Genomic DNA, 25,205 nt, shown 5'->3' on the forward strand with positions numbered 1-25,205 from the left:
GCGATCCCCGGCCTTGACGACGAGTTCCGCGTCATCGTCTCCCCGTGGATTCTGACGGTGCTCGTGACCGACCGCCTTGCCGCTTACTACGAGACGGTCACCAAGCACAACCTCAACTACCGTCGTTACTATCACCAGTTCGACTACTAAGAGCAAATAACGTTTGTGTAATTGGGCCCCGCTCCTATATGGAACGGGGCCTCGTTTAGGTTGGAGAGTAATTATGAGCTATCCCCAGCTTGCCGTCATGAATATCAGCCATCGTTATTTTGACCTTGAGGAATTCTTTTCTTCGGCAGCGGCCTCGGGCTACACGTGTTGCGAGCTTTGGACCGGGGCGATGCATCTGTATGTCGATTGCCATGGATACGATTCGCTCGAGCAGGTGCGGGAGCTGTCGCAGCGGTATGGGGTTCGGATTGTGGGGCTTTGTCCCGAACAGAACAACCCCAAGCCGTGGAATATCGCGGCGCGCGGGAATGAGGCGTGTGCCCGCACGCTCGCGTACTTTAAGAACGTTGTGGATATCGCGGCGGAACTTGGAGCCGAGCAGGTCATGGTCTCGAGCGGCTGGGCATTTTTGAACGAGCCAATCGAGGACGCGTGGGGTCGCAGCGCCTCGATGCTGCGTGCGATTGCCGAGCATGCGGGAGAGCGCGGCGTGCGACTGGTGCTCGAGGCCCTACAGCCGGTTGAGTCGATGATCGTGAACTCGGCGGCCGACACGAAGCGCATGATCGAGGCGGTTGATCATCCGGCACTTAAGGCGTGTCTGGATTTGGGCGCTATGGCGGTGGCGGGGGATACCATCGACGATTATTTCGATCTGCTTGGCGATGATGTCGCCCACGTGCATTTTGTTGATGTTGCGGCAGACGGCACGACGCATCTTGCCTGGGGTGACGGGGACCGCGATATGCGCGCCGACCTGGATAGGCTGGTGGCGCGCGGCTATCGCGGAGTTGTTTCGGCCGAGACCTATGACGGGCGCTATTTTGCCGACCCCGCAGCTGCCGATGCGCAGGTAATGGCAGAGTATCGTCGTGCGATTGGCGCCTAGGTGGGGTTGGGTTGCGGCAACCTACCCTATGTTTCCAAATGAATACGGTGTGAGCGGCTGCGACGGATTTTCCCCGCAAGCACTCTAGTATGCTAAAGTACCCAGAAGACCGGCGGAGCTATGCCGGTCTTCTGTTCTATACGAAACACAGCATGAGGAGGCTCACCAGATGACGGCCACACCATGGGGATTCCGGGACATATTGCCCGAGGAGGCTCAGGCGCGCGAGGAGATCGCATGTACGGTGAAGGGCTGCTTTAGGGAGCATCATTACCTTCCGGTCGAGACGCCGCTGCTCGAGGACAAGGGCTCGCTCGAGGAGGGCGGCCGCATTGCGGACACGCCGTTTAAGCTCTTTGATGATGACGGTCGCCTGCTGGTGGTCCGTCCCGACAACACGCTGCCGATCGTTCGCCTGGTTTCGACTCGCATGCGTGCGGCCGATCTGCCGCTGCGCCTGCGCTACGAGGCGCCGGTGGTCCGCGAGTGTCAGCGCAATGCCGGTGGCTCGCGTCAGTTTACGCAACTGGGTTTTGAGCTCATCGGCGCGGGCGACACCGCGGGCGATGTCGAGATTGTCTCACTGGTCGCCGAGGCCGTGCGCAAGCTGGCACTTCCCGGTGCGCGCATTATCGCGGGCAGCGTGCGTCCGTTTAAGGAACTGCTCGCGGCCTGTGAGGATCGCGAACTGGCTGCCGAGGCGCTGCGCTGCGTGCACGCCAACGACTTTGTGGGCCTCGATGCCCGCGTGGCGAAAAGCACCGAGTCCGAGGCCGTTAAGGTCGCCATTAGCGAGCTGCCGCGCCTGCACGGTGGTGCCGAGGTGCTCGACCGCGTCGACGCGCTGCTGGCGGCGGCGGGCATTGTCGCGCCGCTCACGCGCGAGCTGCGTGCCCTGGTCGAGGGCCTGGCTCCCGAGGACGCCCAGGTGCTGTCCTTCGACTTCTCCATCATGAACTCGTTTGATTACTACACGGGCCTGGTCTTTAAGGCCTATGCCGGCGGACTGCCCGATCCGGTGGGTTCGGGCGGACGCTACGACTCCATCTTTACCGGTGCATTTGGCGACGGCATCGAGGTGCCGGCGGCGGGCTTTGCCTTTTCGCTTGAGCGCCTGGAGGCCGCGCGCACCTCGGCCGAGGACGCTGCTTCCGATGGTGACCATGCCGTGGGCCGCGGCACCGAGGGTCCGCTGCGCATCGCCGTGCCCAAGGGCTCGCTCAAGGCCGACACGCTCGACGTGCTCGAGGCCGCGGGCTTGGATGTCTCGGAGCTGCGCGATCCCGGCCGTCACCTGGTCGTGCGCGGCCGCGACACGCGTGCCGGCGAGGGCACGGTCGGCGATATCGAGTTTGTCATCGTGCGTCCCAGCGACGCGCCCGCCTTTGTGGGCTGCGGCGGTGCCGACTGCGGCATCTGCGGTTGGGACTCGCTTATCGAGGCAGACCTCAACCTGCTGCAGCTGGTCGACCTGGGCTACGGCCTGTGCACGTTTATCGAGGCGGAGCCTGCGTGGCGCGCCGGCCAGGCCGAGCGCAACTATGCCCGCCGTGGGTCGCTTCGCGTGGCAACCAAGTACCCGCGCATCGCGAGTGCCTGGTATGCCGAGCGCGGCGTGAACGCCGACATCGTCTCGCTGCACGGCAACATCGAGCTGGGCCCCATTGTCGGCATGACCGATCGTATCGTGGACATCACCGCCACGGGCGCCACGCTGCGCGATAACGACCTCGTTATTACTGGTCGCATTATGGACTGCACGGCCCGCTTCTTTGTCAATCCGGGTGCCGCACGTCTGGATCCGCGCGTGCGCAATCTGGCAGATCGCTTGGCGGCAGCCGTGAAGGACAAGCATTTTGAGCCCGTTGCGGGCTCGGCACAATAGCGCGAGCACGCACGGGCGCCCCAACGTCCGGGCTGCGGGCCGACTGGCGCCGCCGCCCGGTCTCTCGTTTTTCGAACAAAACCTCGACCGATAGGGGATACCGATATGAAGACCATCAAGCTTGCTCCCGGTGAGCGCCTCGTTACCAACCAGCTCAACCGTAAGGGCGTGCTGCCGCAAAACATCGTCGACGCCGCCCGCGACATCGTGGCCAACGTGCGTACCAACGGCGATGCTGCAGTGCGCGACTATTGCCAGCGCTTTGACGGCGTTGAGCTGCAGAGCTTCCGTCTGCCGCAGGAGCAGATCGATGCCGCGCTCGAAGGCCTCGATCCCGCTTTTGTCGCGGCGCTCGAGAAGGCCGCGCGTCAGATTCGCGAGTTCCACCAGCGCGAGGTCGAGCAGAGCTGGTTTACCACGCGCCCGGACGGCACGATGCTCGGCGTTAAGGTGACCCCGCTTGCCGCTGCCGGCATTTACGTGCCGGGCGGTCGTGCGCAGTATCCCTCCACGGTGCTTATGAACGCCATCCCTGCCAAGGTGGCTGGCGTTAAGCGCGTGGTCATGGTGACCCCGCCGCAAAAAGATGGCCTAATCAGCCCCTATACGCTCGCGGCTGCCAAGCTCGGCGGCGTGGACGAGATCTATATGGTGGGTGGCGCCCAGGCCGTGGCCGCGCTGGCGTACGGTACCGAGACCATTCCGCGTGTCGACAAGATTACCGGCCCGGGTAACGCCTTTGTCGCCGCTGCCAAGCAGATTGTCTCGGGTGACGTGGGTATCGATATGGTCGCCGGTCCCTCCGAGGTCTGCGTGCTGGCCGACGCCACGGCCAAGCCCATGGTGGTCGCGGCAGACCTGATGGCTCAGGCCGAGCACGACCCGCTGGCAGCCTGCTATCTGGTGACCTGCGACGAGCAGTTTGCGCGCGAGGTCGAGGCGGGTATCGATATTCTGGTGGCGCAGTCCCCACGTGCCGAGATCACGCGCGCCTCACTCGACAACGAGGGCACCATCGTGGTGGCCGCCGATATGGCTGCTGCCGTCGAGGCGGTGAACACCGTGGCGCCCGAGCACCTGGAGCTGCACTGCAAGGACGCGATGGGCCTGCTCGGCGGCATTCGCAACGCCGGCGCCATCTTTGTGGGCGCGTGGAGCTCCGAGCCGCTCGGCGATTATGTTGCCGGCCCCAACCACACGCTGCCGACCGGCGGCACGGCCATGTTCTCCAACCCGCTTTCGGTGGAGGAGTTCGTCAAGCGCTCGAGCGTCATTTGCTATACGCCTGAGGGCCTGCTCTCCGACGCTCCCGCCACACAGCGTCTGGCCGAGGCCGAGGGTCTGTGGGCACACGCGCTTTCCGCCGCGCTGCGCCGCCGCGTGTTGGAGCAGGGCGAGGATGCCGTGAGCGCCGAGTCGCTCGCCGCGGCCGACCTGACCAAGGTTGCCTGGCCGGGCGACGCCGTGGCGACGGTTGCCGAGGGCGTGGACCTGGCGGCTGCAAGCGCTGATGGCGCCGGCGCGACTGGCAAGGAGGCCTAATATGTCCGAACTCACGCCGCGCATGAAGGAGCTCGTCCAGCCCTACTTGGCCGGCATTGAGCCCTACGATCCCAACTTTACGCCCACGCGCATCAACCTTTCGGCCAACGAGAACACCTATCCCGTGTCGGCTGGCGTGCGCGAGGCGGTCGACGCCGCCCTGGCCGCTACACCGCTCAACCGCTATCCCGATCCCATGTCCAACGATCTGCGCGACGAGCTTGCCGCTTGGCATGGTGTGACGCGCGAGAATGTCTGCGTGGGCAACGGCGGCGACGAGCTGCTCTATAACTACCTGTTGGCGTTTGGCGGCGCGGGACGGACCCTGCTCAACTGCCCGCCGTGCTTTAGCGAGTACGCGTTCTTTGCGTCGCTCTGCCAGACCGAGGTGCGCGACGTGTGGCGCGACCCCGCGACCTTTGAGCTCGACCAGGCAGCTGTGCTTGCGGCGGCGTCCGAGTGCAACCTGGCAATCGTGACCTCGCCCAATAACCCCACGGGTGACGTGGCACCGCTCGACTTTGTCGCGGCGCTGTGCGATGCGTGCCCCGGCATGGTAATGGTCGACGAGGCCTACGTTGAGTTTGCCGACGATTTGTTTGGCGCGGCCACCACGGCGCAGGGGCTTATCGCCGAGCATCCCAACCTGGTGATTCTGCATACGTTGTCCAAGGCGTTTGGCGCTGCCGGCACGCGTCTGGGCTATGTGATTGCGGCGCCCGAAGTCATCGACGTGTTCGCGGCGATTCGCCAGATCTATTCGGTCAACGTACTGAGCCAGGCAACCGCGCTTGCCTGCGTGCGTGCCCGCGATGCGTACACGCCCGTGGTGGCGCAGGTCGCATCCGAGCGCGAGCGCGAGCTGTGCGCCCTGCGCGCAATGGCTGCCGAGGGCCTGCCCGTGGAGGCATGGCCGAGCGCGGCGAACTTTGTGCTCGTGCGCACGCCGCATGCCACGCGCGTGCGTGAGCGCCTGCGCGACGAGTATTCGATTTTGGTGCGCGACTTTAGCTACGCGCCGGGCCTTGCGGACTGCCTGCGCATCACTGTTGGCACGCCGCAGGAAAACGATGAGGTGCTGGCCGCGTTTGCCGCGCTGGTGAAGGAGGAGATGTAGATGGGCCGTTATGCCGAGGTGACCCGCAAGACGGGTGAGACCGACATTGTCGTCAAGCTCGACCTAGACGGATGCGGCGTGTGCGATATCTCGACGGGCGTACCGTTTTTCGACCATATGCTCAACGCCTTTGGTCGCCATGGCCTGTTTGATTTGACGGTGCATGCGGTAGGCGACGTTGAGGTCGACGCGCACCACACCGTCGAGGATACGGGCATTGTGCTGGGCGAGGCGTTTTGCCAAGCGTTGGGCGACAAGGCGGGCATTACACGCTTTGCCGATGCAGCGATTGCCATGGACGAGACACTCGTGATGGCTGCCGTGGACATTTCGGGTCGCGGCCAGGCCTACTGCGAGCTGCCCGTGCCGACCGAGCGCGTGGGCAGCTTCGATACCGAGCTGGCCGTTGAGTTCTTCTATGCCTTCGCACGCGATGCCAAGCTCACGCTGCACGTGCGCGAACTGGCGGGCGGCAACTCGCATCACATTATCGAGGCCGCCTTTAAGGCCGTGGGTCGCACGATGCGCCACGCCTGCGAGCTCGATCCCCGCGTGCAGGGCATCCCCAGCACCAAGGGCTCACTGTAACCTGCCAAAAAGGGACAGGTTTATTTTGGCAGGTTTTATCTGCGGGAATGCTGTCTCATGTGGTGGGTGAACGTTTAACCGACCAAAATAAACCTGTCCCTTTTTGGCAGGTTTTGAATGGGAAAAGGGAGGGTCGCGTGGGCGAACCGAAAATCGTGGTGGTCGACTACCACAAGGGCAACTTGTCGAGCGTCGTGCGCGGGCTTGCACGCGCCGGTGCCGCCGCCTGCACGTCGGACGATCCGGAGCAGATCCGCAACGCCGATGGCCTGGTCATCCCGGGCGTGGGCGCGTTCTATGACGCAATCGCCTTTATGCGCCAGAGCGGCGAGGAGACGGCTGTGCTCGATGCTGTCGCCGCTGGAACTCCGCTGCTCGGCATCTGCCTGGGCCTTCAGCTGTTTTTTGAGCGCGGCGACGAGGGCGTGCCGGCGGACGAGGGCACGGTCGCGGACAGAAACGCTCCCGAGCAGGCTGGCGGTCCCTGGGTCGATGGCCTAGGTATTATGCGCGGCTCGTGCACGCGCCTGGAGTCGAGCCGCCTGAAGGTGCCGCACGTGGGCTGGGACCAGGTGCACATGACGTCCGCCGGTGCGGCCGATCCGCTGCTTGCCGGTTTTGCCGAGGGCGCCAACATGTATTTCACTCACAGCTACGCGGTGGCCGACGACGTCGATGCCGCCGATGTGTTGGCACGCACGCACTATACACGGAGCTTCCCGTGCATCGTGCGCCACGGTAACGTGTGGGGCTGCCAGTTCCATCCCGAGAAATCCTCCGCGCTGGGTCAGCGTATTCTTAAGAACTTCGTGAGCATCGTCGAGGAGGTTGGCCGATGATCCTGTTTCCCGCAATCGATCTGATCGGCGGCAAGGTTGTGCGCCTGGAGCGCGGTGACCGCAACCGCTGCAAGGTATATTCCGATGACCCCGTGGCCGTCGCCCGCTCGTTTGCCGAGCAGGGCGCAAGCTGGGTGCATGTCGTCGACCTGTCCGCTGCCTTTGGTGAGGACGAGGACACATGCGCTGCCAACTCGGCGGCGATTAAGGCCATCTGCGGCGTCGGCGGTCTGTCCGTGGACGTGGGCGGCGGCGTTCGCTCGCTCGCGCGCATCGATGAGCTGGCAGGCTATGGTGCTCGCCGCATTGCGCTGGGCACCGTGCTCGTGACCGAGCCGGGTTTTGCTGAGGTGGCAGCCCAAGGCTTTGGCGAGCTGCTGGTAGCAGATATCGCCGCGCGCGACGGTCAGGTCAAGGTGAACGGCTGGCGTGACGGCGCGGGCGTGGCGCTCGACGATGCCGTGGCGCAGCTTACCGAGCTAGGCTTTAAACACCTGGTCTATACCGATATCGCGCGCGATGGCATGCAGACGGGCATCGACGTGGCGGCATATCGCCATGTGGCGCAGGTCGCGGGCTTTCCCGTCGTGGCGTCGGGCGGTATCTCGACGCTCGGCGATATTCGCGCGCTTGCCGCGGTGGGCGAGGGCGCCATCGAGGGTGCTATCACTGGTCGTGCGCTCTACGAGGGCAACTTTACGCTGGCCCAGGCGCTGGCCGCCGCCCGAGGGGAGGAGTAGCCCATGCTTACCAAACGCGTAATTCCCTGTCTGGATGTTAAGGACGGCCGCGTGGTCAAGGGCGTCAACTTTGTGAGCTTGCGCGATGCGGGCGACCCGGTGGAGCTAGCGCGTGCCTACGATCGCGAGGGTGCGGACGAGGTCGTCTTCCTGGATATTACCGCCACGAGTGACAACCGCGCGACGACTATCGAGATGGCGGCGCATGCGGCCGAGGAGCTGGCTATTCCCTATACCGTGGGCGGCGGCTTTCGCGATCTTGCGGGCATGCGCACCATGGTTGCCGCCGGTGCCGACAAGGTGTCGCTCAACTCGGCGGCCGTGCGCGACCCGTCGCTGATTAGCCAGGCTGCCGCGGCGTTTGGCAGCCAGGCCGTGGTCGTGGCGATCGATGCCAAGCGCGTGGGGCTGCCCGGGGAGCCGGGCGCCGATAAGTGGGAGGTCTTTACGGCGGGCGGCCGCAACGCTACGGGTATCGACGCGGTGGCGTGGGCCGAGGAGGCGGCTCGTCGCGGCGCCGGTGAGATCTTGCTCACCAGCATGGATCGCGACGGCACCAAGGCCGGCTTTGACCTGGCACTCACCCGTGCCGTGGCGCGCGCGGTGCCGATTCCCGTCATCGCGAGCGGCGGCGTGGGTACACTCGAGCATTTTGCCGAGGGTGTGATTGAGGGCGAGGCCGATGCCGTGCTGGCGGCCAGCGTCTTTCACTTTGGAACCTTCAGCATTCGTGAAGTCAAAGAGTATATGGCCTCGCAGGGCATTCCTGTGAGATTGGACTTCTAATGCTGCGGCTTGCCCAGGCACCCGACCTTCCGGCTCCAACCCTTCTCGCGTACTTAAGTACGCGTCGTCGGGCTTGTCGCTCGGAATCTCGGGCACCTGGACAACCCTCGCCGACCTGCGAAGTTTGAACTTGGGAAGAGAAATGGAAGAGATAACCGATCCTTCAAAGCTTACATACGACGCCAAGGGGCTGATTCCTTGTGTGGTTCAGCAGTATGACACCGGCGAGGTGCTTATGGTTGCTTGGATGAACGAGGAGTCGGTGGGGCTGACGCTCAAGACCGGTACCACGTGGTTTTGGAGCCGCAGTCGCCAGGAGCTCTGGAACAAGGGCGCGACGAGCGGCAATATGCAGGAGGTCAAGGAGCTTTGGGCCGACTGCGATAGCGATACGCTGCTGGTCAAGGTTGACTCGCCGGGTCCGGCCTGCCATACCGGCAACCGTACCTGCTTCTTTAAGAAACTCGCGTAGGGCGGGCGCTCGATTAGACGCTCGGCCAACCAGAAAGGATTGAACTATGGGTGTGCGCACCGCAAACGTTCAGGATGGAAATATCGGTGAGACGCTGACGGGGCTCGCCGAGGTGATTCACGGCCGTCGCGACGCATCGCCGCAGGAGAGCTATACCGCTCGCCTGCTGACCGACGTCGAGGACGAGCTGCTCAAGAAGCTTGCCGAGGAGGCGAGCGAGGTGATCATGGCCTGCAAGGATAACGATCACGATCACATCCGCTACGAGGCTGGCGACCTGGTCTACCACTTGCTCGTGACGCTTGAGCGCTACGGCATTACCCTCGACGAGCTGGCCGGCGAACTCAACGCCCGCCGCCACTAGTCGTTTGGGACAGTCTTTGTTGGTGTAACGGGGTCATGGAAGTTGCGGTGAAATAGGGACTGTTTAAGCGCTTCATCAGGCAAAACAATCCCTATTCCACCGCAACTTATGAAGGGATGGTTAGGCGAGGGGCGTGGACTCCCATTCTCCGGTGAGGTGGGGGATGCCGAAGGTTCGGTAGCCGCAGTCGTAGGCGTGTGCCTGGGCCTCACGGATGTTCCAGCAGATGTCGCAGGCGCGGTGTGCGTCCGAGCCAAAAGTAATCGGCACCTCGGCGTGGGCGAAGCGACGCAAAAGGCCGGTCGCGGGGTAGTAATCGTCGAGCCCCTTGCGCGGTGCGGCTGTCGAGACCTCAACGCGGCGACCCGTATCGTGGGCGCATTCGGCCATCTGCTCCCAAAACGGCGCCGGGTCAAAATCGGGCGCAAAGCCCTCCTTCGAAAAGCGCATGACCAGGTCGGGGTGGGCCATCACGTCAAAGTTAAGCGGGCTTTCGCAAGCACGGCACCAGTCGTCGACGTAGCGCTCCCACACGCCGCGTACACCCAGGTTTTCCCAAACGTGCAGGTTGGTGTCGTCGTCGATCCAACCGCAGCGCGAATCGGGCGTATCGGGGCGAGCGACGCCCCCCGTTTCCGCCGTGCCCGCGGCGCCGGCCATGATATCGCCCGGATCGCCAATCCAGTGCACACTGCCCAAGCGCACTATGGCACCCGCGGACCAGCGCTCAACCAAAGGCTCGCAACCTTTGTACCAGTCGCATTCAAAGCCATAGATAAACTCGAGCTCCGGCGCGATCTGCGCGGCGAGCTTGCGGGCGTCCTCAAAGGCCAGACGATGTGCCGGCAGGTCGCCCTCGACGACCTGCACCTCGCAGTTAGCATCCATGCTGGCAGGTAGGGTGAGGTGGTCGGTCGAGACTATAATGCGGCAGCCGGCGGCCGCGGCGGCGCGGATGTTCTCCTCAAACGAGGCATGGCCATCCGAAAACGAGGTATGGGTATGGCAATCGACCAGTGGGCAGGCGGACATGGCGACTCCTTTGCGTCAAGCGAATTCGCTCCATTGTAATGGCGCGATCCCCGCTGCGATGAGCGCACTGGGGGCCGAAATCGACTGGAAAGGACGGGTAGCGCATAAGGGCGAGCTCGCGACATCGGTCTTGCTCCAATACATGTGCATCAGCCTCCAAAAGCTGCAAATAATGACATGTTTGGAGGCTGATGTACATGTTTGGCTGAGGCGGTGGAGTGTCGGTTTCTTGCCGACAAGGAAAATCGCGCTCATCACGCGCCGTCACACTCGCACAGCTCGCGATGTGCTAGCGTTTGGGTGAATAAAACGAGCCCGTGCGGAAAGGATCCGGACCGTATGCAACGTGGAAGTACATCTCCGCTGTCCCGCGAGACCGATGCGCCCGAGACCATCGTCAAGCTGGAGTGCGACATCGACGATGCGTCGCCCGAGGTGCTCGCCTACGCCGCTGACCGCCTGCGCGAGGCCGGCGCCCGCGAGGTGCACTGGCTGCCCCTCTACTGCAAAAAGGGCCGCCCCGGATGGCAGTTGCAGGTGATCTGCTCGCACGAGGATATCGAGCGCCTACAGACGATTATCTTTTTGGAGACCACGACCAACGCCGTTCGTTGCCAGGTGATGGAACGCGTTTGCCTGCCGCGCCGATTCGAGCAGGTGACAACGCCTTGGGGCGAGGTATCCGTTAAGGTGGCGACTCTGCCCGACGGCAGCGAGCGCGCGGCTCCCGAGTACGAGGATTGCGCCCGTCTTGCCCGCGAACATGACGTGCCGCTCCAACGCGTGATGCAGGCGGCTCAGAGCGCGGCGCTGCGATTCGAGTAACACGGTAGATGGGCTCCACATCCGCCGGGCCCCGTTTTCAGCCCCATCAACTCCGCTTCGAAAGGACTCCCCATGAAATACCTCATCGCTTCCGACATCCATGGCTCGGCATACTGGGCCGAGCGCCTCTGCACTGCCATCGAATCCGAACAGCCCGACCGCATTGTGCTGCTGGGCGACCTGCTCTACCACGGCCCGCGTAACGACCTGCCGCGCGACTATGCCCCCAAGCGCGTGATTCCGCTGCTCAACGCCCTGGTCGACCGCATCATCGCGGTGCGCGGCAACTGCGACGCCGAGGTCGACCAGATGGTCCTCGACTTCCCCGTCATGGCCGACTACGCCACACTATTCGACGAGACCGGACGTGAACTGTTCCTGACGCACGGCCACGTTTTTGGCGCCGGTATGCACAACAGCGTCGACCACGCGCCCGCGCTGCCCGAGGGTTCCGCGCTCGTCTACGGCCACACGCACATCAAGGTTAACGAGGAAAGCGCCGCGTACCCGGGTCTGTGGCTCTTCAATCCCGGCAGCGTGAGCATTCCCAAGGACGGCACACATAGCTACGGCGTCTACGAGGGCGGCGCGTTCCGCCATGTGATCATGGGGGAGGACTAACCATGGCCGAGCATATGGCTCAGCAAAATGACGAGGGTTCGCGCGACCTGTCCACGCTGGTCGACGCGTCGGCCGAGCTGCAGCATCTGGTGCAGACCATCTGGCGCCTGCGTCAGCCCGATGGCTGCCCGTGGGACCGCGAACAGACGCATCAGAGCATTGGCAAGAACATGATCGAGGAAGCCTACGAGGCGCTCGACTGCATCGAGACCGATGATGCGGCGCACCTGCGCGAGGAGCTGGGCGACGTGCTCATGCAGGTAGTGTTGCATGCGCAGATCGCGGCGGACGCCGGCGAGTTTACGCTGGCCGACGTGGCGCGCGATATCGACGCCAAGCTCATTCGCCGTCATCCGCACGTGTTTGGTGATGCGGATGCCGACAACTCCGACGAGGTGCTCAAGATTTGGGACGAGGTCAAGCTTGCCGAGAAGGCCGCCAAAGACCAGGCCGTGGCGGCAGGCGAGGCCGCGCCCGAGGGTCTGCTCGACGGCGTGCCTACGCGCCTGCCGGCGCTGATGCAGGCTCAGAAGGTGTCGCGCAAGGCGGCTGCCGTGGGCTTTGAGTGGGAGACGGTCCAGGACGTGTGGGACGAGGTCGCCGAGGAGCGTGCCGAGTTTGAGGCCGAGGCTCCCGGCTCGCCCGAGCGCGAGATGGAGTTTGGCGACCTGCTCTTTGCCCTGGTCAACGTTGCGCGCAAGGAGGGAATCGACGCCGAGAGCGCCCTGCGTGCCAGCACGGCAAAGTTCCGCCGCCGCTGGGCCGCGATGGAGCGGATGGCGGCCGACGCCCACGTGGATCTGGCCGAGCTTTCGACCCACGGCCTCAATGACCTCTGGGATGCCGCAAAGGCAGAGGAGTAAGACTGCGGGAGCGACGGGACGGGCTTGTCCCATCGCTCCCATTTTTTTAAAAAGATTGTATCCCTTGGCTAACTTAGGGCATAATGCAAAAAGTGCGATAAGGCTAACTTATGAACCTGCGCGCCGCTGTAGCGTGCAAGCCGTGTCGCCAAGCATTCAACCCGTTTCCAAGTGAGAGGGAGACAACATGAGCGATATTTTGGATGTCTACGGTCGCGAGGTGCTCGACAGCCGCGGCAACCCCACCGTCGAGGTCGAGGTCGTGCTCGAGGACGGCAGCTTCGGCCGCGCGATGGTGCCTTCGGGCGCTTCGACCGGCGCCTTTGAGGCATGTGAGCTGCGCGACGGCGACAAGGGCCGCTATCTGGGCAAGGGTGTCTCGCAGGCCGTCGAGCACGTCAACAACGAGTGTGCCGATGCCGTCGTGGGCCTCGACGCCTTCGATCAGCGCGCCGTCGATGCCGCGCTAATCGCCGCGGACGGTACGCCCAACAAGACCAAGCTCGGCGCCAACGCCATTCTGGGCGTGTCGCTGGCCGTTGCCCGCGCCGCAGCCGAGTCGGCGGGCCTGTCGCTGTACCAGTACCTGGGCGGTGTCAACGCCCATCTGCTGCCCACGCCCATGATGAACATCCTCAACGGCGGCGTGCACGCCGACAACAACGTCGACTTCCAGGAGTTCATGATCATGCCGGTGGGCGCCCCGAGCTTTGCCGAGGGTCTGCGCTGGTGTGCCGAGGTCTACCACACCCTCAAGGGCGTGCTGCACGAGGCCGGCCTGGGCGGCGGCGTGGGCGACGAGGGCGGCTTTGCGCCCAACCTCAAGACCAATGCCGAGCCGTTCGAGTACATCACCAAGGCCGTGGAGAAGGCCGGCTTTAAGCCCGGTGTCGAGTTCATGTACGCCATGGACCCAGCCTCGACCGAGTTCTACAACGCTGAGACCGGTATGTACGAGCTCAAGGGCGAGGGCGTTGAGTACACGAGCGCCCAGATGGTCGATTACTGGGAGAAGCTCGTCGACACTTATCCCATCATCTCCATCGAGGACGGCATGGCCGAGGAGGACTGGGACGGCTGGGTCGAGCTTACCCGCCGCATTGGCAATAAGGTGCAGCTCGTAGGCGACGACCTGTTCGTCACCAACACCGAGCGCCTCAAGAAGGGCATCGAGCTGGGTGCCGCCAACGCGATTCTGGTCAAGGTCAACCAGATCGGCACGCTCACCGAGTCGCTGGAGGCTATCGAGACCGCCAAGGAGGCCGGCTACGCTTGCATCGTGAGCCACCGTTCTGGCGAGACCGAGGACTCCACGATCGCCGACCTGGTCGTGGGTGTTAATGCCGGTCAGATTAAGTCGGGCGCCCCGTGCCGCAGCGACCGTATCGCCAAGTACAACCAACTCATCCGTATCGAGGACGAGCTCGAGGGCAGTGCACGCTACGCCGGCAAGGCCGCGTTCTACAACATTCGCTAAACAAGTGGCGCTCGCGGGGGGCGGGGCTGACTCGGCTCCGTTCCACTTCTGATGGCCGCCATTGGGCGCTGGGCCATATGGCTCAGCGCCTTTTTTATGTCGAGCAAAGGCTGTCGAAGGTGGCGCGCGCGCTCGTGCTATAACTAGAATACTTAGCGCAAACAAACCTCAACCGCACAAGGCGCACATGGATCAGATTTACGACAACAGGTACTATTCCGCCGGTTCGCGTGAGCCGTCGCTTCGCCGTGCGCGCACGGTGCAGCTCGGTGGGTCCGCCTACGCCGGTGCCGACCGCTCCGCGCAGCGCCCGACAAGCACCTCGCGCCCCAATGCTCAAGTGAATACTTCGACAGATGGACCAGTACGCCCGACACGTTCGTCACATCCGTCGCGTCCCTCGGCCCAGACGCACGACAAAGCGAGCAGGCCTTCGAGCCGTCTTTCGGGCTCGGACTTTATGCGCTACGCCAACGACAACGCGGTGGTTAAGGCAATCTATGACTTTACACATGGCTCTCTGCGCCCGCTGTTTATCGGTATCGTGGTGGCGCTGGCGCTCGTGAGCCTGTATTTTCCCGTACGCGACCTGTATGTGGCTAAGCGCTCGAGCGATATCTTGGCCAAGCAGGTCGAGATTCGCGAGCAATATAACGACGAGCTGCAAAAAAGCGTCGACAAGCTGCTCTCGGAGGAGGGCATCAAGGACGCGGCGTCCGAGGACCTGGGCTTGGTGATGCCCGGCGAGAAGAGGATTGAAGTGCAGGGCCTGGACGGCGATTCGGATGCCTCGTCGAGCCAGAAGTCGTCGAACGCCAAGAAGGCCAGCGAAGTTGCCAAGGAAATCGAAGAAGTCGGTAAGGACGCGCCGTGGTACATCCAAGCGCTCGACATGCTGTTTGGGTTTAACGGCGTCGAGGGCCAGACGGTCGTGTCCAACGGCAAATAGCGCCCGGAGGGGAGCCCGCAATGACAAATTGCAAACGCTATAAGGTAGCCGCGATCGACCTGGGAACGGTGTCGTCGCGACTGGTGTTGGCCCAGGTCGAGGGCGGAGCGATTGTGGAATCGTCCAAGCATACCGAGATTACCGACCTGGGCGAGGGCGTGGACGCGACGGGTCGCTTTTGCGAGGCGGCTGTCGAGCGTGTGCTCGCTGCGTGCCGTATGTTTGTGGACGAGGCGCGTACCTTTGGCGCCGCGTGCATCTGCACCACGTGCACGAGCGCCGCGCGCGATGCGTCCAACGCCGCCCTGCTGCTGGACGGCCTGCACGAGCTGGGGCTTGAGCCGCAGGTGATTCCGGGTGAGGTCGAGGCACGCCTGACGTTTTTTGGCGTGGCGCACGACTTTGCCGGCGAGCGCATCATTGTTGCCGATTCGGGCGGCGGATCCACGGAGCTCGCGACGGGCGTCTATGCGCCGGAGCGTGGCGTCTTTGCGCTAGAAGGGACGCGCTCGCTGGACATTGGCTGCCGCCGCGTGACGGAGCGGTTTTTCTCGACGATGCCACCCGCACGCGGCGAGCTTGCTGCCGCTGCCGCGTGGGCAGGCGAGCAGTTCGCCGCCTATTTTGAGGGCCTGCCTGTCGACTTTGAGCGCGCCGAGCGCCTCGTCGCGGTGGGCGGTACCGTTACCACGCTCGTGGCGCTGGTCCACGAACTGGAGCCGTACGACTCGAACTTTGTGCACCTGCGCGAGCTTTCGATGGAGCAGATTTCGGCCGCTATCGAGCGCATGTCTGCGTTGGATGTTGCAGGCATTGCCGCGTTGCCGGGCGTGCAGCCCAAGCGCGCGAACGTGATCTTGGCAGGTGCCGTGGTGATTCGCGAGCTCATGCGAGCCGGCGGCTACAAGACGCTCACCGTAAGCGAGAACAGCCTACTCGCTGGCATGGCCGCCACCATCAACGAGGTTCTCGACGGCGCGACTCCCACCATCGCCTGGACCCCCACTCTCAGCACCCTCTAAATAATTTGCGGTGAAATACGGACTACAATCGCCCTTTCGGGCACCAAACAGTCCCTATTCCACCGCAACTCAACAGCCGGCACCTGGGGACAGTCCTTGCGGGGCGTCCCCACAGCGCCTATGCCAGCTTGTCGATCTGCCCAATCTCCCAAAGCGGAATATTGATGAGCATGCCCTCGTCTCTATATGCCGCCAGGGAGCTCCTCACGCAACGCTCGAGTTTGAATTTTTCGCAGGCTATTTTCAGACTCTTCGCTTTAAGGTTCTCTGCCGCCTTGACCTCAAGCGGAAGCACGGTTCCCGCATGGTCGATGGCAAAGTCGGTTTCGGCATTGCCGGAGGTAGAGGACCAATACGCGGGAGTTTTGTCCTGGAGCAAGAGCTCTTGCGCGACGTATTGTTCGGTCAGCGAACCTTTGAACTCGGTAAAAACAGCGGATCCGTTAAGAACGACGGCCGGAGAGAGACCGGAGAGCGCTCCGAGGATGCCGGTGTCGATGCAGAACAGTTTGAAGCCCGAGAGGTCTTCGTAGCTCGAGAGCGGCGCCTTTAGAGCGGAAACACGTGGCACCTTATGAACGATTCCGTAGTCCGTGAGCCACTGGAGGCTTTCCTCGAAATCGCGTGCGCGCGCTCCGGGGCGAAGGGCGCCATAGACAAACTTCTTGTTCTCCTTTGCAAGCTGGCCGGGAAGGGATTTCCAAACCAACCTCATGCGCTCGACGATGCGGGCGGGTGCATGTTTGCCAAAATCGGATTCGTAAGCCTCGATGATTTGCTGCTGAAGCCTTCGGGCTTCGATGAAGTCGCGTGTCTCGGCGAAAGCGGAGACAACTTCGGGCATACCGCCGACAACAAGGTATTCCTTGAGCAAGTGTTCGAGCTTTTCGGTAACGTTTGCTAGAAGGTTCATGTCTGCGGCAAGGATGGCGTCGGCGAGCGGGTCGCCGTCGACGGCACGAACGAACTCGGCGAACCCCATGGGACGCATGGTGAGCTGGTCGATTTTGCCGACGGGAAATGACTCGTTTTCGCGTCGGAGCGCGAGGCCCATATAGGAACCGGCTGCTACGATGTGGTATTCGGGTGCAAGCTCGTTGAAGTACTTGAGCGAGGTGATCCCGCGCGGGGCCTCTTGGATCTCGTCGAAGATGATGAGCGTGTCTGCTGGCGTTACAGTTTTGCCACGTAGGAGTTCTATCTGGGAGATGATGCGCTTGGGGTCGAGGTCCCCATCGAACAGCGAGCGTGTGCTCGGCTCGAGCATAAAGTCAAAACGAATGACGTTTCGATACTGCTGGCTTGCGAATTCGTTAAGAAGCCAAGTCTTTCCTGTCTGGCGGGCTCCCTTAAGCAAGAGAGGTTTGCGATTCGTCCTTGATTTCCAAGCGATAAGTTCGCTCATAAGCTGTCGCTGCATATTGCCTCCCAACCCTCTCGGTTAGTATAAGGCCATTTGGGTGTTTCCATCGGAAAATGTGCGAGACAACCACGTTTTTCCATCGGAAAATGTGCGAGACAACCACGTTTTTCCATCGGAAAATGTGGTAGGAAACTCATTGGGTGGGCGGAAAAAGTAGTCAAAAAAGCCCCGTCCCAAATGAGCTGCTCTGCAGTTGACGGCGTCCAAAAGAAACGAGCCCGCATCCCTGGGGAACACGGGCTCGCAAGCAATCATATGGTAGGGGCGGTGGGACATCCGCGCATTTGCTGCGCAAATACGCACCGGCTTCGGCCGCCTGTCGGCGCCCTCGCCGGCTCGCTACGGACGCTGCGCGTCCGCTTAACGCTCGCCCCCTCGCGGGTTCGAGCCCCACCGGCGTGTAAAAGAAACGAGCCCGCATCCCTGGGGAACACGGGCTCGCAAGCAATCACATGGTAGGGGCGGTGGGACTCGAACCCACAATCCTTGCGGCGAGAGATTTTAAGTCTCCTGCGTATGCCAATTCCGCCACGCCCCCGTGAGACTAGAAGTCTAGCACAAGCCGTCCGTTACGCGTTGACGGCCATCGAGTGTTGGCCCGACTTCTCCAGGAACTCCTGGAACTTGGCTTCGTCACCCTTGTTCTTGTACTGCAGGGCCAGCAGGTATTCCAGGCGGCAGCTCTTGACCTTGTCGTCACCGGCCTCCTCGAGCATGCGCTCCAGCTCGGGAATGTCGTTGTGGCGCTTGAGGATCATCGTGTCGTACATCAGTTGGCACTCGTGCGCAACTGCCTCGGCCTGACCGCCCTCAAAGCCCTTGATCTCGTGCAGCAGCTCCTTGGACTTTTTGCGGTCCTCCTGGCCAACGTAGTAGTTAAAGGCCTTGATCACCAGATCGACGCGCTGCATCTTGGGGAGGTTGAGCCCCAGCAGCAGGTCGAACATTTCGTCGGCGCGCTTGTGGTCCTCGCGCAGCAGATATGAGTTCAGGCGCAGGTAGTCGCGGTTATAGCGCGGGTACAGCATACTGGTGAGCTTGGCGTCGAGCAGGCGATCGAAATCGTCCCACTGCTTGGCAGCCATAAGCTGTTGCAGACGCTTAAATGTGGTGCGTTTTTTGACGCTAAAGAACACCGACACGGCGATGCAGATGATAACGACGGCGGTCCAGAGGGTGCGGGAATCGGGCATATTAGGGTCCTTAGTCGCTCATAAAGCGAGCGGTATGACAACACGTACTAGATGTATTATACGCAGCGCGCAAGCAAACTGGCATAAAAGCTCATCGAGGTCGAGTGCCATCGCTCGCTGCGGTACACTTACCTAAAGTAAACCATGAAGGGAGACATTACCTATGAAGAAGATCGTTTTGGCTTGCGGTGCTGGCGCTGCTACTTCTACGCTCGTTGCCCAGAAGGTCGCTACCCTGCTCGACGCCAACGGTTATGCCGACAAGTACGAGATCGTGCAGTGCGCCATCTCCGAGGCCAAGGATTACTGCGACGAGGGCGCTGACCTGCTGATCGCCACCACCGTTGCCCCCGAGGGCCTCACCTGCCCGTACGTGAGTGGCGTGCCCTTCATGACCGGCATGAACCGCGTTGCCGCCGAGAAGGCCGTTCTCGACGTCATGGCTCAGTAGGCGCTGACTGCATGAGTGAGCAGAACGCCAACCCGGTAGAGCTCTTTGGTATGCGCGTTGCCCATGTGGGCATTAACGCCACCGACCCGGCAGACGCCCTGGAGATCGCGGAGCTGTTCTCGACGATGATGGGCCTGCCCGTCATCGAGACCCCGGTTTCGTACTTCAACGATTCGCTGGTCGAGATCATGAAGCAGAACGGTCGTGGCACCAAGGGCCACATCGGCTTTGCCGTTAACGACATCGATGCAGCTGAGAAGTGGTTTGCCGAGCGCGGGCTCGAGGTCAACGAAGAGTCGCGCGCGCTGCTGCCCGACGGTGGTACCAAGCTCGTGTACTTTAAGCGCGAGTTCGCCGGTTTCGCCGTGCACCTGTGCCGCGAGTAGCGCACAAGCTGCCATAGCTGGCAAAAAGGGATAGGGCCGTGTGGCCCTATCCCTTTATTTATGCCGAGGGGCTTCCTATCGTGGCAGGCGAATCGTAAAGCGGCTGCCGACCCCTTCGACCGAGGTCACACCGATGACGCCGCCGTGGCTGTCGACGATCCACTTGGCGATCGCAAGCCCCAGACCCGAACCCTGTGCGCCGGCATCGCGCGCGTTGTCGGCACGGTAGAACCGCTCGAACGCGTGAGCTGCGGATTCCTGGTTCATGCCGATGCCCTCGTCCTCAACACTTATGTCGATCGCGCCCGCGCCCGCATCCGGCGTTATGCCAAATGTGACGGTCGTTCCCGCATCCGAGTACTTGGCGGCGTTTTGCACGATCACGCGCAGAGCCTGCTTCACGAGCGCCACGTCGACGGGCGCGTCGCAGCGCGGGTCGCTGGCAAGCGCAGCGTCAGAAGCCAGCCGATACGTGTGCTCGGTATCGATCATCTGCGATTCTTCGCATACCTCGCTGACCAGTGCAGCCAAGTTGGTATGCGCGCGCCGCAGGACCGTGCGCCCGGCATCGCCGCGCGCCAAAAACAGCAGCTGCTCCACGAGCTCTTGCATGTGCTCGCTTTCGGCCTTGAGGGACGCGATGGATTCTGCCAGCACGTCCGGGTCGTCTTTGCCCCAGCGATCGAGCATGTTTACGTAGCCCTGAATCACCGCGATGGGCGTGCGCAGCTCGTGGCTCGCATCGTTGACAAAGCGCATCTGTTGCAGTTTGGCCTCTTGCATCTGGCGCAGTAGGCGGTTGAGTGCAACCTCGATGCTTGCCAGGTCGGCGTCGCCGGTAGTGACGCTCGGCGAGTCGACGCTTGCGCGCTCGATGGCCTGCTCCAGTGTTTCCATCTTGCCGCCGGAGAGCTGCATGCGGCCGAGCTCGTCCACGCGCAAGGCCAGGTCGTTGAGCGGTGCCATGGTGCGGCGCACGCGGCGGGCGCCGCCGAGCATGTTGAGCACGCTGATGACCTGCCAACCCACAACGACAAGGTAGAGAGGCCATAACGTGACGAGGTCCTGCACGAGGGGGAAGGTCTTGGTGGTACGCGCAAGCTCGACGGTATAGGTGAGCGTTGTCAGGTTCCAGCCGCGCGCGGGCGTCAGCGACATGCCGTGAACGGTGGCGCCGGGAATCCAGCCTGCGGTAAACGCGCCGTCGGGCAGCGTCTGGTTGTATCCATAGACGAGGATCGCCGCCGCAATCACCACCAGCAGCAGATCGAGCCAGACGTAGCTCATCAGGCGGCGCCACATGTAGCTCCAGTTGATGGCACGGGCGATAGAGGTGACGCGCCTGGTCTCGGCGTTACGCGCGGCAGACATAGCCCACCCCGCGCACGGTCTGGATGATGCGGGCGCCGCCGGCGTCCTCGATCTTGGCGCGTAGATGCGCGATGTGCACGTCGACGTTGTTGGTGTCGCCCATGTATTCGTAGCCCAGCGCTTCGTGCGCGATGCGTTCGCGCGTGAGCACGGTCTCGGCATGCGCCATAAGCAGGGCGAGGACATCGAACTCGCGGGCCGTGAGCGCAATGGGCGAGCCGCCGACCGTGACTTCGCGGCGGTCGGGGTCGAGCGCAACCGAGCCTACGGCGAGCGTGGCGGGGGAGAGCGAGGCGGAAACCTGGGTCGAGTCACTGACCGGGGGCATCGCAGTGGCGCCGACACCCGTGCCGCCTGCCGCGCCCGTCCCGATGCCGCCAACGCCCGAAGCCGCCCGCACGGCCTCCGAGCGCTTCAACGCCACGCGGATCCGTGCGAACAGCTCCTCAATCGCAAACGGCTTGGTCAGGTAATCGTCGGCGCCGGCATCGAGCCCGGCCACCTTGTCCATCACGGCATCGCGCGCGGTGACCATTATCACCGGCACATCCTTGTGCTTGCGGACGCGCCGCAGGACCTCCATGCCGTTGAGCTGCGGCAACAGCACATCGAGCAGAATAAGATCGTAGTTGCGCTCCAGCGCCAGGTCCACGGCGGTGCGGCCATCGGCGGCGTTTTCCACCTGGTAGCCCTCGTGCTCCAGCTCGAGCGTCACAAAGCGGGCGATTTTCTCCTCGTCCTCTACGATCAGGATCCGTGCCATGCGTGCCCCCGTCTGCGATTACTTGTCGTCGTTCAGATTTTGCTTGATGCCGTCCGCGGCGTCGGCGGCGTGATTCATGAGGTTGTTGATGCTGCCGGGCACGTCGCCGTCGCTGTCGATGCGGTAGCGCATGCCAAAGAACAGGCCAATCAGCATCAGCCATATCGTGGCGCCCCAGGCAAACAGCGCGACGATGGGGATCAGGATGGGAATGTTGAGGATGATCGCATCGCGGCGCATGGCGATAAACTTGGTGTCCAGGCTCAGGCGGAAGAGCTTTTTGAGGTACTCCCATACGCTGTCCATCTTCTTGGAGAAGTCGGTCTTTTCGCTCGACTTCTCGTAGGCGGCCTGCGCGGCGACCATCTCGGCTGAGGGCTCATCGACTGGCGCGGACTCGGTGGCGGCGTGCGCCGACGTGGTCTGCGTCTTACCCTGCGACTCGAGCCAAATGATGGCGTCCAAAACGTTGCCGTCGGCGGCGTCGAGCGCGGCCTTGGCATCGGTGTAGCTCACGTTGCACTTGGTGCGGATGGTTTCAACTTTTTCGAGGTCGTCCATGACCTGTCCTTTCGTTCGATGGGCGCGACGCCGGGCGATTTGCCCGGGCGCGAGCGTTGCGTTCGGCGGTCTGCGTTGCGCGGCGCCGCCCCGCCCTTGGTCGAACTCTATAGTGCAGGTTATAGATTAAGCGATTCTTGAGCCAAGATTAACGTTGGATGAGTTTTTGGGTGGCGGTGGGAAAAGTATTAGACCTCGATAGCGGGGGATGTGGTGCCGGTGCAAAACGGCGTCAAAGGTTGGTCGAGCAGGCGGTTTCTCCATTGATGTCCGCACAGCATGTGACACTTACCCTGCCGCCCCGCTCTGCCGCGGCGGCATGCGTCTGAACAACGACCCTCTAAGGAGTTCGATACCGATGAGTGACAACGCAAAGCATCTCGCAAAGAAGTGCGTTAAGGACGCGGGGCCGTGCCTCGCGCTGTGCGTAGCCGGCGCAGCGGTCGCGCTGCTGGCTGTTCTGGGGCCGTTCGACGTGCTCCGAAGTGCCAGCTTTCTGCATGTTTGCATGGCTCTTGCCGGCGCCATGATGACCGGCGGCGTGCTCGATCTGATCTTTTGGGTGTTTGACCCGTTTGGATGGAAGAGCGAGGGTAGGTCCCAAAGGATGGAAGGGCTGGAACGGTTGACTTAGTGATCGTGCAGAATGTGGGCTAGCGACTTACAGGGAAGTGGTGATCCGATGACGGTCTATGTGACGGGCGATATTCACGGCGGCGTCGACATGCAAAAGCTTCGCGACTGGGATCTTGGGGATGGTCTGGCAAGTGACGACTATCTCATCATCGCGGGCGACTTTGGCTTTCCGTGGGATTTCTCTGCCGAGGAATGTGCCGACATCGCCTGGCTGGAGTCGCGCCCCTATACCGTGCTGTTTGTCGACGGCAACCACGAGCGTTTCGATCACTGGTCGGAGCGCCCCATGGAGCTGTGGCACGGCGGCCTGACGCAGCGCCTGTCGGACACCTCGCCCATCCGACGCCTGACGCGCGGTGAGGTTTTTGAGCTCGACGGCTCAACGATCTTTACCATGGGCGGCGCCACGAGCGTGGATAAGGAATACCGCATTCCGTATTCCAGCTGGTGGCCGCAGGAGCTGCCGGACGAGCGCAACTTTGAGGAGGCGCGGGCAAAGCTCGACCGCGTGGGTTGGAAGGTCGACTATGCGATCACCCATACCTGCTCCACGCGCATGCTTTCGCCCACGCTTTACCCGGCACCTGGCTGGAATTATCCCGATGTCGATCGACTCACCACGTTTTTCGACGAGCTGGAGGACCACCTGGACTACAAGCGCTGGTACTACGGGCATTTTCATCGTGACGCCAACCCAGCCGAGTGCCACACTGTGCTCTACGACTGTATTGTCCGCCTGGGCGACGAACTCCAGCCCTGGGATGTCGCGTAGGGGCGGGGTGGCTGGCTACTCGACCGTTACAGTGATGTTTTCCCGATGCGTGCGGATAACATCCCAGCTAAAGTGCTCGACCAGCTGCTCGGCAGAGCGCGGTGTGGCGTCCGGCGCGATGCCTGTTTGCCCGGCGAGCCAGCCCAGTAGTGCCTCGGGCGCGCCAAAGCGGGTGCGGAGCTCGCCCAGGTCCAGGTCGCGGTCGCGCTTGGAAAGGCGGCGGCCATCCGGCGACATGAGCAGCGGAATGTGCGCGTAGTGCGGCGTGGGAAGTTCCAGCAAATGCTGCAGGTAGATTTGGCGCGGCGTGGAGCCCAGCAGATCGCATCCGCGCACGACCTCGGTGACGCCCATGGCAGCGTCGTCGACCACCACGGCTAGCTGGTAGGCAAAAACGCCGTCGCTGCGGCGCACCAAAAAGTCGCCGCATTCGGTGGCGAGTGCTTCGCATTGGGCTCCATACGTGCGGTCCACGAATTCGATCACATCGTTTGCGAGGTCGTCGACGGCGGGTACGCGCAGGCGCGTGGCCGGAGCGCGCAGAGCGCTGCGGCGGGCAACCTCCTCGGCAGAAAGGTCTCGGCAGGCGCCGCGGTAGATGGGCATGCCGTCGCTCGCGTGTGGCGCGCTCGCAGCGTGGAGTTCGGCACGCGTGCAAAAACAGGGATAGGTGAGGCCGGCGTCTTGCAGCTGACGCAGGGCGTCCTCGTACAGATCCAGGCGATCGTGCTGGTAGTAGGGGCCTTCGTCCCACTCCAGTCCCAGCCAGGCCAGGTCGTCAATCAATTGAGTGGCAAGTTCCGGGCGCTTGCAGCGATCGTCCAGGTCCTCGATGCGCAGCACGATGCTGCCGCCTTGGCTGCGGGCCGAAAGCCACGAGCACAGGCAGCTGAACACGTTGCCCAAGTGCATGCGGCCCGAGGGCGACGGGGCAAAGCGGCCCACGACGGGGGTGGGCGCTGCCGTTGCTGGTGCGTCCGCGGCGTGTGTTGCTATGTTGCGTGCGTTGATATCCATGCGGACGAGTATAGCGCGGGGCTTGGCAGGGAAGGCGTTGCTGCGCTCACAAGTTGGCGGCGGTGCGCATTGCGCACGGTGGGTTTGCGGCTCAAGGTCTCGATCGCTGCGTACCGACTTAGCCTCACAAACGACAGAAACCCCGGCAGCTCTTCGCAACTGCCGGGGTTTCCGCGGAAAAGGGGGACATGATCCTCGAGCGAACGGCAAAGGGGCAAACCGTTTTCGCTCAACTGCTTTATGCCCCTCGGCTGGCGGCTCAATCAGCGCGTGCCGCGCCCACACAAAGCCGCTACACCTGTGACGGAGCTGTGAAGTGGTATCTATTGCCGGGGCGGGCTATGCCAAGGGTGTCCCTAATGACTAGTCATTTAAGAACGTCCATTACAGTCGAAATTGTCAGCCTGGGACCATCTCGGGCTACGATTGAGGCGCGCCCAGAACGGGCCG

General features: G+C 62.7%; 27 protein-coding genes and 1 tRNA gene. 20 read left to right on the top strand and 8 right to left on the bottom strand.

All coding sequences use genetic code 11. The annotated features are described in order from the left end of the window. Positions 1 to 223: 223 nt before the first annotated feature. The 10 genes from ABHU32_RS09085 (at position 224) to hisE (ending at position 9,393) form a co-directional block, all read left to right on the top strand. Complete coding sequence (locus tag ABHU32_RS09085; RefSeq protein ID WP_346979699.1) at positions 224 to 1,060, top strand: sugar phosphate isomerase/epimerase family protein; 837 nt, start codon at positions 224 to 226, stop codon at positions 1,058 to 1,060. Between the two features lie 169 nt (positions 1,061 to 1,229). Further along, complete coding sequence (gene hisG, locus ABHU32_RS09090; RefSeq protein WP_346979700.1) at positions 1,230 to 2,945, top strand: ATP phosphoribosyltransferase; 1,716 nt, start codon at positions 1,230 to 1,232, stop codon at positions 2,943 to 2,945. 105 nt (positions 2,946 to 3,050) lie between these two features. Continuing rightward, positions 3,051 to 4,487: a histidinol dehydrogenase gene (gene hisD / locus ABHU32_RS09095; protein WP_346979701.1), complete on the top strand. Its 1,437-nt coding sequence runs from the start codon at positions 3,051 to 3,053 to the stop codon at positions 4,485 to 4,487. A 1-nt stretch (position 4,488) separates the two neighbouring features. Further along, the gene (hisC, locus tag ABHU32_RS09100; RefSeq protein ID WP_346979702.1) at positions 4,489 to 5,604 is read left to right on the top strand and encodes a histidinol-phosphate transaminase; all 1,116 of its coding nucleotides are present in this window, start codon (positions 4,489 to 4,491) and stop codon (positions 5,602 to 5,604) included. Next, on the top strand, positions 5,605 to 6,192 hold the full coding sequence (gene hisB / locus ABHU32_RS09105; protein WP_346979703.1) for an imidazoleglycerol-phosphate dehydratase HisB: 588 nt from the start codon (positions 5,605 to 5,607) through the stop codon (positions 6,190 to 6,192). It begins immediately after the preceding gene. Between the two features lie 137 nt (positions 6,193 to 6,329). Beyond that, on the top strand, positions 6,330 to 7,031 hold the full coding sequence (locus tag ABHU32_RS09110) for an imidazole glycerol phosphate synthase subunit HisH (protein ID WP_346979704.1): 702 nt from the start codon (positions 6,330 to 6,332) through the stop codon (positions 7,029 to 7,031). Then, positions 7,028 to 7,771 (top strand): 1-(5-phosphoribosyl)-5-[(5-phosphoribosylamino)methylideneamino]imidazole-4-carboxamide isomerase, encoded by a 744-nt coding sequence (locus tag ABHU32_RS09115; protein WP_346979705.1) that lies wholly within the window; start codon positions 7,028 to 7,030, stop codon positions 7,769 to 7,771. Before ABHU32_RS09110 ends, ABHU32_RS09115 begins: the two co-directional genes overlap by 4 nt. Before the next feature lie 3 nt (positions 7,772 to 7,774). Continuing rightward, complete coding sequence (gene hisF / locus ABHU32_RS09120; protein WP_006235891.1) at positions 7,775 to 8,557, top strand: imidazole glycerol phosphate synthase subunit HisF; 783 nt, start codon at positions 7,775 to 7,777, stop codon at positions 8,555 to 8,557. A gap of 142 nt (positions 8,558 to 8,699) precedes the next feature. After that, entirely contained in the window at positions 8,700 to 9,029 is a 330-nt protein-coding gene (hisI, locus tag ABHU32_RS09125; protein ID WP_055285578.1) for a phosphoribosyl-AMP cyclohydrolase, read from the top strand. 46 nt (positions 9,030 to 9,075) lie between these two features. Next, on the top strand, positions 9,076 to 9,393 hold the full coding sequence (gene hisE / locus ABHU32_RS09130; protein WP_006235893.1) for a phosphoribosyl-ATP diphosphatase: 318 nt from the start codon (positions 9,076 to 9,078) through the stop codon (positions 9,391 to 9,393). Positions 9,394 to 9,513: 120 nt separating this feature from the next. On the opposite strand, the gene ABHU32_RS09135 is transcribed toward hisE, so the two are convergent. Beyond that, positions 9,514 to 10,425, bottom strand: coding sequence for a PHP domain-containing protein (locus ABHU32_RS09135; protein WP_346979706.1), 912 nt, complete (start codon positions 10,423 to 10,425; stop codon positions 9,514 to 9,516). A gap of 339 nt (positions 10,426 to 10,764) precedes the next feature. Between ABHU32_RS09135 and larC2 the strand changes: the two genes are divergently transcribed. From larC2 to ABHU32_RS09165, 6 genes are all read left to right on the top strand, one after another. Beyond that, positions 10,765 to 11,250: a nickel pincer cofactor biosynthesis protein LarC2 gene (gene larC2 / locus ABHU32_RS09140; protein ID WP_346979707.1), complete on the top strand. Its 486-nt coding sequence runs from the start codon at positions 10,765 to 10,767 to the stop codon at positions 11,248 to 11,250. 72 nt (positions 11,251 to 11,322) lie between these two features. After that, positions 11,323 to 11,871 carry a phosphodiesterase gene (yfcE, locus tag ABHU32_RS09145; RefSeq protein ID WP_346979708.1) on the top strand — a complete coding sequence of 183 codons (549 nt, stop codon included), beginning with the start codon at positions 11,323 to 11,325 and terminating at the stop codon, positions 11,869 to 11,871. Between the two features lie 2 nt (positions 11,872 to 11,873). Beyond that, on the top strand, positions 11,874 to 12,734 hold the full coding sequence (gene mazG / locus ABHU32_RS09150; protein WP_346979709.1) for a nucleoside triphosphate pyrophosphohydrolase: 861 nt from the start codon (positions 11,874 to 11,876) through the stop codon (positions 12,732 to 12,734). Positions 12,735 to 12,921: 187 nt separating this feature from the next. After that, positions 12,922 to 14,211 carry a phosphopyruvate hydratase gene (gene eno / locus ABHU32_RS09155; protein WP_346979710.1) on the top strand — a complete coding sequence of 430 codons (1,290 nt, stop codon included), beginning with the start codon at positions 12,922 to 12,924 and terminating at the stop codon, positions 14,209 to 14,211. Positions 14,212 to 14,398: 187 nt separating this feature from the next. Next, positions 14,399 to 15,160, top strand: coding sequence for an FtsB family cell division protein (locus ABHU32_RS09160; RefSeq protein WP_238022939.1), 762 nt, complete (start codon positions 14,399 to 14,401; stop codon positions 15,158 to 15,160). 20 nt (positions 15,161 to 15,180) lie between these two features. Then, positions 15,181 to 16,182, top strand: coding sequence for a Ppx/GppA phosphatase family protein (locus ABHU32_RS09165; protein ID WP_346979711.1), 1,002 nt, complete (start codon positions 15,181 to 15,183; stop codon positions 16,180 to 16,182). 118 nt (positions 16,183 to 16,300) lie between these two features. Here the strand turns inward: ABHU32_RS09165 and ABHU32_RS09170 are convergent, their stop codons facing one another. The 3 genes from ABHU32_RS09170 to ABHU32_RS09180 form a co-directional block, all read right to left on the bottom strand. Beyond that, positions 16,301 to 17,602, bottom strand: a complete 1,302-nt coding sequence (locus ABHU32_RS09170; protein WP_346979712.1) for an ATP-binding protein — start codon at positions 17,600 to 17,602, stop codon at positions 16,301 to 16,303. Positions 17,603 to 18,058: 456 nt separating this feature from the next. Continuing rightward, positions 18,059 to 18,143 (bottom strand) — tRNA-Leu (locus ABHU32_RS09175). A 31-nt stretch (positions 18,144 to 18,174) separates the two neighbouring features. Beyond that, positions 18,175 to 18,798 (bottom strand): hypothetical protein, encoded by a 624-nt coding sequence (locus ABHU32_RS09180; protein WP_346979713.1) that lies wholly within the window; start codon positions 18,796 to 18,798, stop codon positions 18,175 to 18,177. A gap of 163 nt (positions 18,799 to 18,961) precedes the next feature. On the opposite strand from ABHU32_RS09180, the gene ABHU32_RS09185 reads away from it, so the two are divergent. Beyond that, positions 18,962 to 19,249, top strand: a complete 288-nt coding sequence (locus ABHU32_RS09185) for a PTS sugar transporter subunit IIB (RefSeq protein WP_006235903.1) — start codon at positions 18,962 to 18,964, stop codon at positions 19,247 to 19,249. Between the two features lie 11 nt (positions 19,250 to 19,260). Further along, the gene (locus ABHU32_RS09190; RefSeq protein WP_055310391.1) at positions 19,261 to 19,635 is read left to right on the top strand and encodes a VOC family protein; all 375 of its coding nucleotides are present in this window, start codon (positions 19,261 to 19,263) and stop codon (positions 19,633 to 19,635) included. 75 nt (positions 19,636 to 19,710) lie between these two features. Here the strand turns inward: ABHU32_RS09190 and ABHU32_RS09195 are convergent, their stop codons facing one another. Genes ABHU32_RS09195 through ABHU32_RS09205 form a run of 3 tightly spaced genes read right to left on the bottom strand, consistent with a single transcriptional unit; the run spans position 19,711 to position 22,330 of the window. Further along, entirely contained in the window at positions 19,711 to 21,006 is a 1,296-nt protein-coding gene (locus tag ABHU32_RS09195; protein ID WP_346979714.1) for a sensor histidine kinase, read from the bottom strand. After that, positions 20,990 to 21,769 (bottom strand): response regulator transcription factor, encoded by a 780-nt coding sequence (locus ABHU32_RS09200; protein ID WP_346979715.1) that lies wholly within the window; start codon positions 21,767 to 21,769, stop codon positions 20,990 to 20,992. Before ABHU32_RS09200 ends, ABHU32_RS09195 begins: the two co-directional genes overlap by 17 nt. A gap of 18 nt (positions 21,770 to 21,787) precedes the next feature. Beyond that, a complete protein-coding gene (locus ABHU32_RS09205) occupies positions 21,788 to 22,330 on the bottom strand; it encodes a UBA domain-containing protein (protein WP_346979716.1) in 543 nt (180 codons plus the stop codon). A 358-nt stretch (positions 22,331 to 22,688) separates the two neighbouring features. Between ABHU32_RS09205 and ABHU32_RS09210 the strand changes: the two genes are divergently transcribed. Next, positions 22,689 to 22,964 carry a hypothetical protein gene (locus ABHU32_RS09210; protein ID WP_346979717.1) on the top strand — a complete coding sequence of 92 codons (276 nt, stop codon included), beginning with the start codon at positions 22,689 to 22,691 and terminating at the stop codon, positions 22,962 to 22,964. Positions 22,965 to 23,012: 48 nt separating this feature from the next. Next, entirely contained in the window at positions 23,013 to 23,738 is a 726-nt protein-coding gene (locus tag ABHU32_RS09215) for a metallophosphoesterase (protein ID WP_346979718.1), read from the top strand. A 15-nt stretch (positions 23,739 to 23,753) separates the two neighbouring features. On the opposite strand, the gene gluQRS is transcribed toward ABHU32_RS09215, so the two are convergent. Further along, complete coding sequence (gluQRS, locus tag ABHU32_RS09220) at positions 23,754 to 24,755, bottom strand: tRNA glutamyl-Q(34) synthetase GluQRS (protein ID WP_346979719.1); 1,002 nt, start codon at positions 24,753 to 24,755, stop codon at positions 23,754 to 23,756. Between the last annotated feature and the right edge of the window lie 450 nt (positions 24,756 to 25,205).

It is taken from the genome of Collinsella aerofaciens (assembly GCF_039758965.1).
Taxonomy (GTDB): domain Bacteria; phylum Actinomycetota; class Coriobacteriia; order Coriobacteriales; family Coriobacteriaceae; genus Collinsella; species Collinsella aerofaciens_BR.

Coding starts and splice junctions, on each gene's coding strand:
- ABHU32_RS09085 (WP_346979699.1), top strand. CDS start 224: ATGAGCTATCCCCAGCTTGCCGTCATGAATATCAGCCATCGTTATTTT.
- hisG (WP_346979700.1), top strand. CDS start 1,230: ATGACGGCCACACCATGGGGATTCCGGGACATATTGCCCGAGGAGGCT.
- hisD (WP_346979701.1), top strand. CDS start 3,051: ATGAAGACCATCAAGCTTGCTCCCGGTGAGCGCCTCGTTACCAACCAG.
- hisC (WP_346979702.1), top strand. CDS start 4,489: ATGTCCGAACTCACGCCGCGCATGAAGGAGCTCGTCCAGCCCTACTTG.
- hisB (WP_346979703.1), top strand. CDS start 5,605: ATGGGCCGTTATGCCGAGGTGACCCGCAAGACGGGTGAGACCGACATT.
- ABHU32_RS09115 (WP_346979705.1), top strand. CDS start 7,028: ATGATCCTGTTTCCCGCAATCGATCTGATCGGCGGCAAGGTTGTGCGC.
- hisF (WP_006235891.1), top strand. CDS start 7,775: ATGCTTACCAAACGCGTAATTCCCTGTCTGGATGTTAAGGACGGCCGC.
- hisI (WP_055285578.1), top strand. CDS start 8,700: ATGGAAGAGATAACCGATCCTTCAAAGCTTACATACGACGCCAAGGGG.
- hisE (WP_006235893.1), top strand. CDS start 9,076: ATGGGTGTGCGCACCGCAAACGTTCAGGATGGAAATATCGGTGAGACG.
- ABHU32_RS09135 (WP_346979706.1), bottom strand. CDS start 10,425: ATGTCCGCCTGCCCACTGGTCGATTGCCATACCCATACCTCGTTTTCG.
- larC2 (WP_346979707.1), top strand. CDS start 10,765: ATGCAACGTGGAAGTACATCTCCGCTGTCCCGCGAGACCGATGCGCCC.
- yfcE (WP_346979708.1), top strand. CDS start 11,323: ATGAAATACCTCATCGCTTCCGACATCCATGGCTCGGCATACTGGGCC.
- mazG (WP_346979709.1), top strand. CDS start 11,874: ATGGCCGAGCATATGGCTCAGCAAAATGACGAGGGTTCGCGCGACCTG.
- eno (WP_346979710.1), top strand. CDS start 12,922: ATGAGCGATATTTTGGATGTCTACGGTCGCGAGGTGCTCGACAGCCGC.
- ABHU32_RS09160 (WP_238022939.1), top strand. CDS start 14,399: ATGGATCAGATTTACGACAACAGGTACTATTCCGCCGGTTCGCGTGAG.
- ABHU32_RS09165 (WP_346979711.1), top strand. CDS start 15,181: ATGACAAATTGCAAACGCTATAAGGTAGCCGCGATCGACCTGGGAACG.
- ABHU32_RS09170 (WP_346979712.1), bottom strand. CDS start 17,602: ATGCAGCGACAGCTTATGAGCGAACTTATCGCTTGGAAATCAAGGACG.
- ABHU32_RS09180 (WP_346979713.1), bottom strand. CDS start 18,798: ATGCCCGATTCCCGCACCCTCTGGACCGCCGTCGTTATCATCTGCATC.
- ABHU32_RS09185 (WP_006235903.1), top strand. CDS start 18,962: ATGAAGAAGATCGTTTTGGCTTGCGGTGCTGGCGCTGCTACTTCTACG.
- ABHU32_RS09190 (WP_055310391.1), top strand. CDS start 19,261: ATGAGTGAGCAGAACGCCAACCCGGTAGAGCTCTTTGGTATGCGCGTT.
- ABHU32_RS09195 (WP_346979714.1), bottom strand. CDS start 21,006: ATGTCTGCCGCGCGTAACGCCGAGACCAGGCGCGTCACCTCTATCGCC.
- ABHU32_RS09200 (WP_346979715.1), bottom strand. CDS start 21,769: ATGGCACGGATCCTGATCGTAGAGGACGAGGAGAAAATCGCCCGCTTT.
- ABHU32_RS09205 (WP_346979716.1), bottom strand. CDS start 22,330: ATGGACGACCTCGAAAAAGTTGAAACCATCCGCACCAAGTGCAACGTG.
- ABHU32_RS09210 (WP_346979717.1), top strand. CDS start 22,689: ATGAGTGACAACGCAAAGCATCTCGCAAAGAAGTGCGTTAAGGACGCG.
- ABHU32_RS09215 (WP_346979718.1), top strand. CDS start 23,013: ATGACGGTCTATGTGACGGGCGATATTCACGGCGGCGTCGACATGCAA.
- gluQRS (WP_346979719.1), bottom strand. CDS start 24,755: ATGGATATCAACGCACGCAACATAGCAACACACGCCGCGGACGCACCA.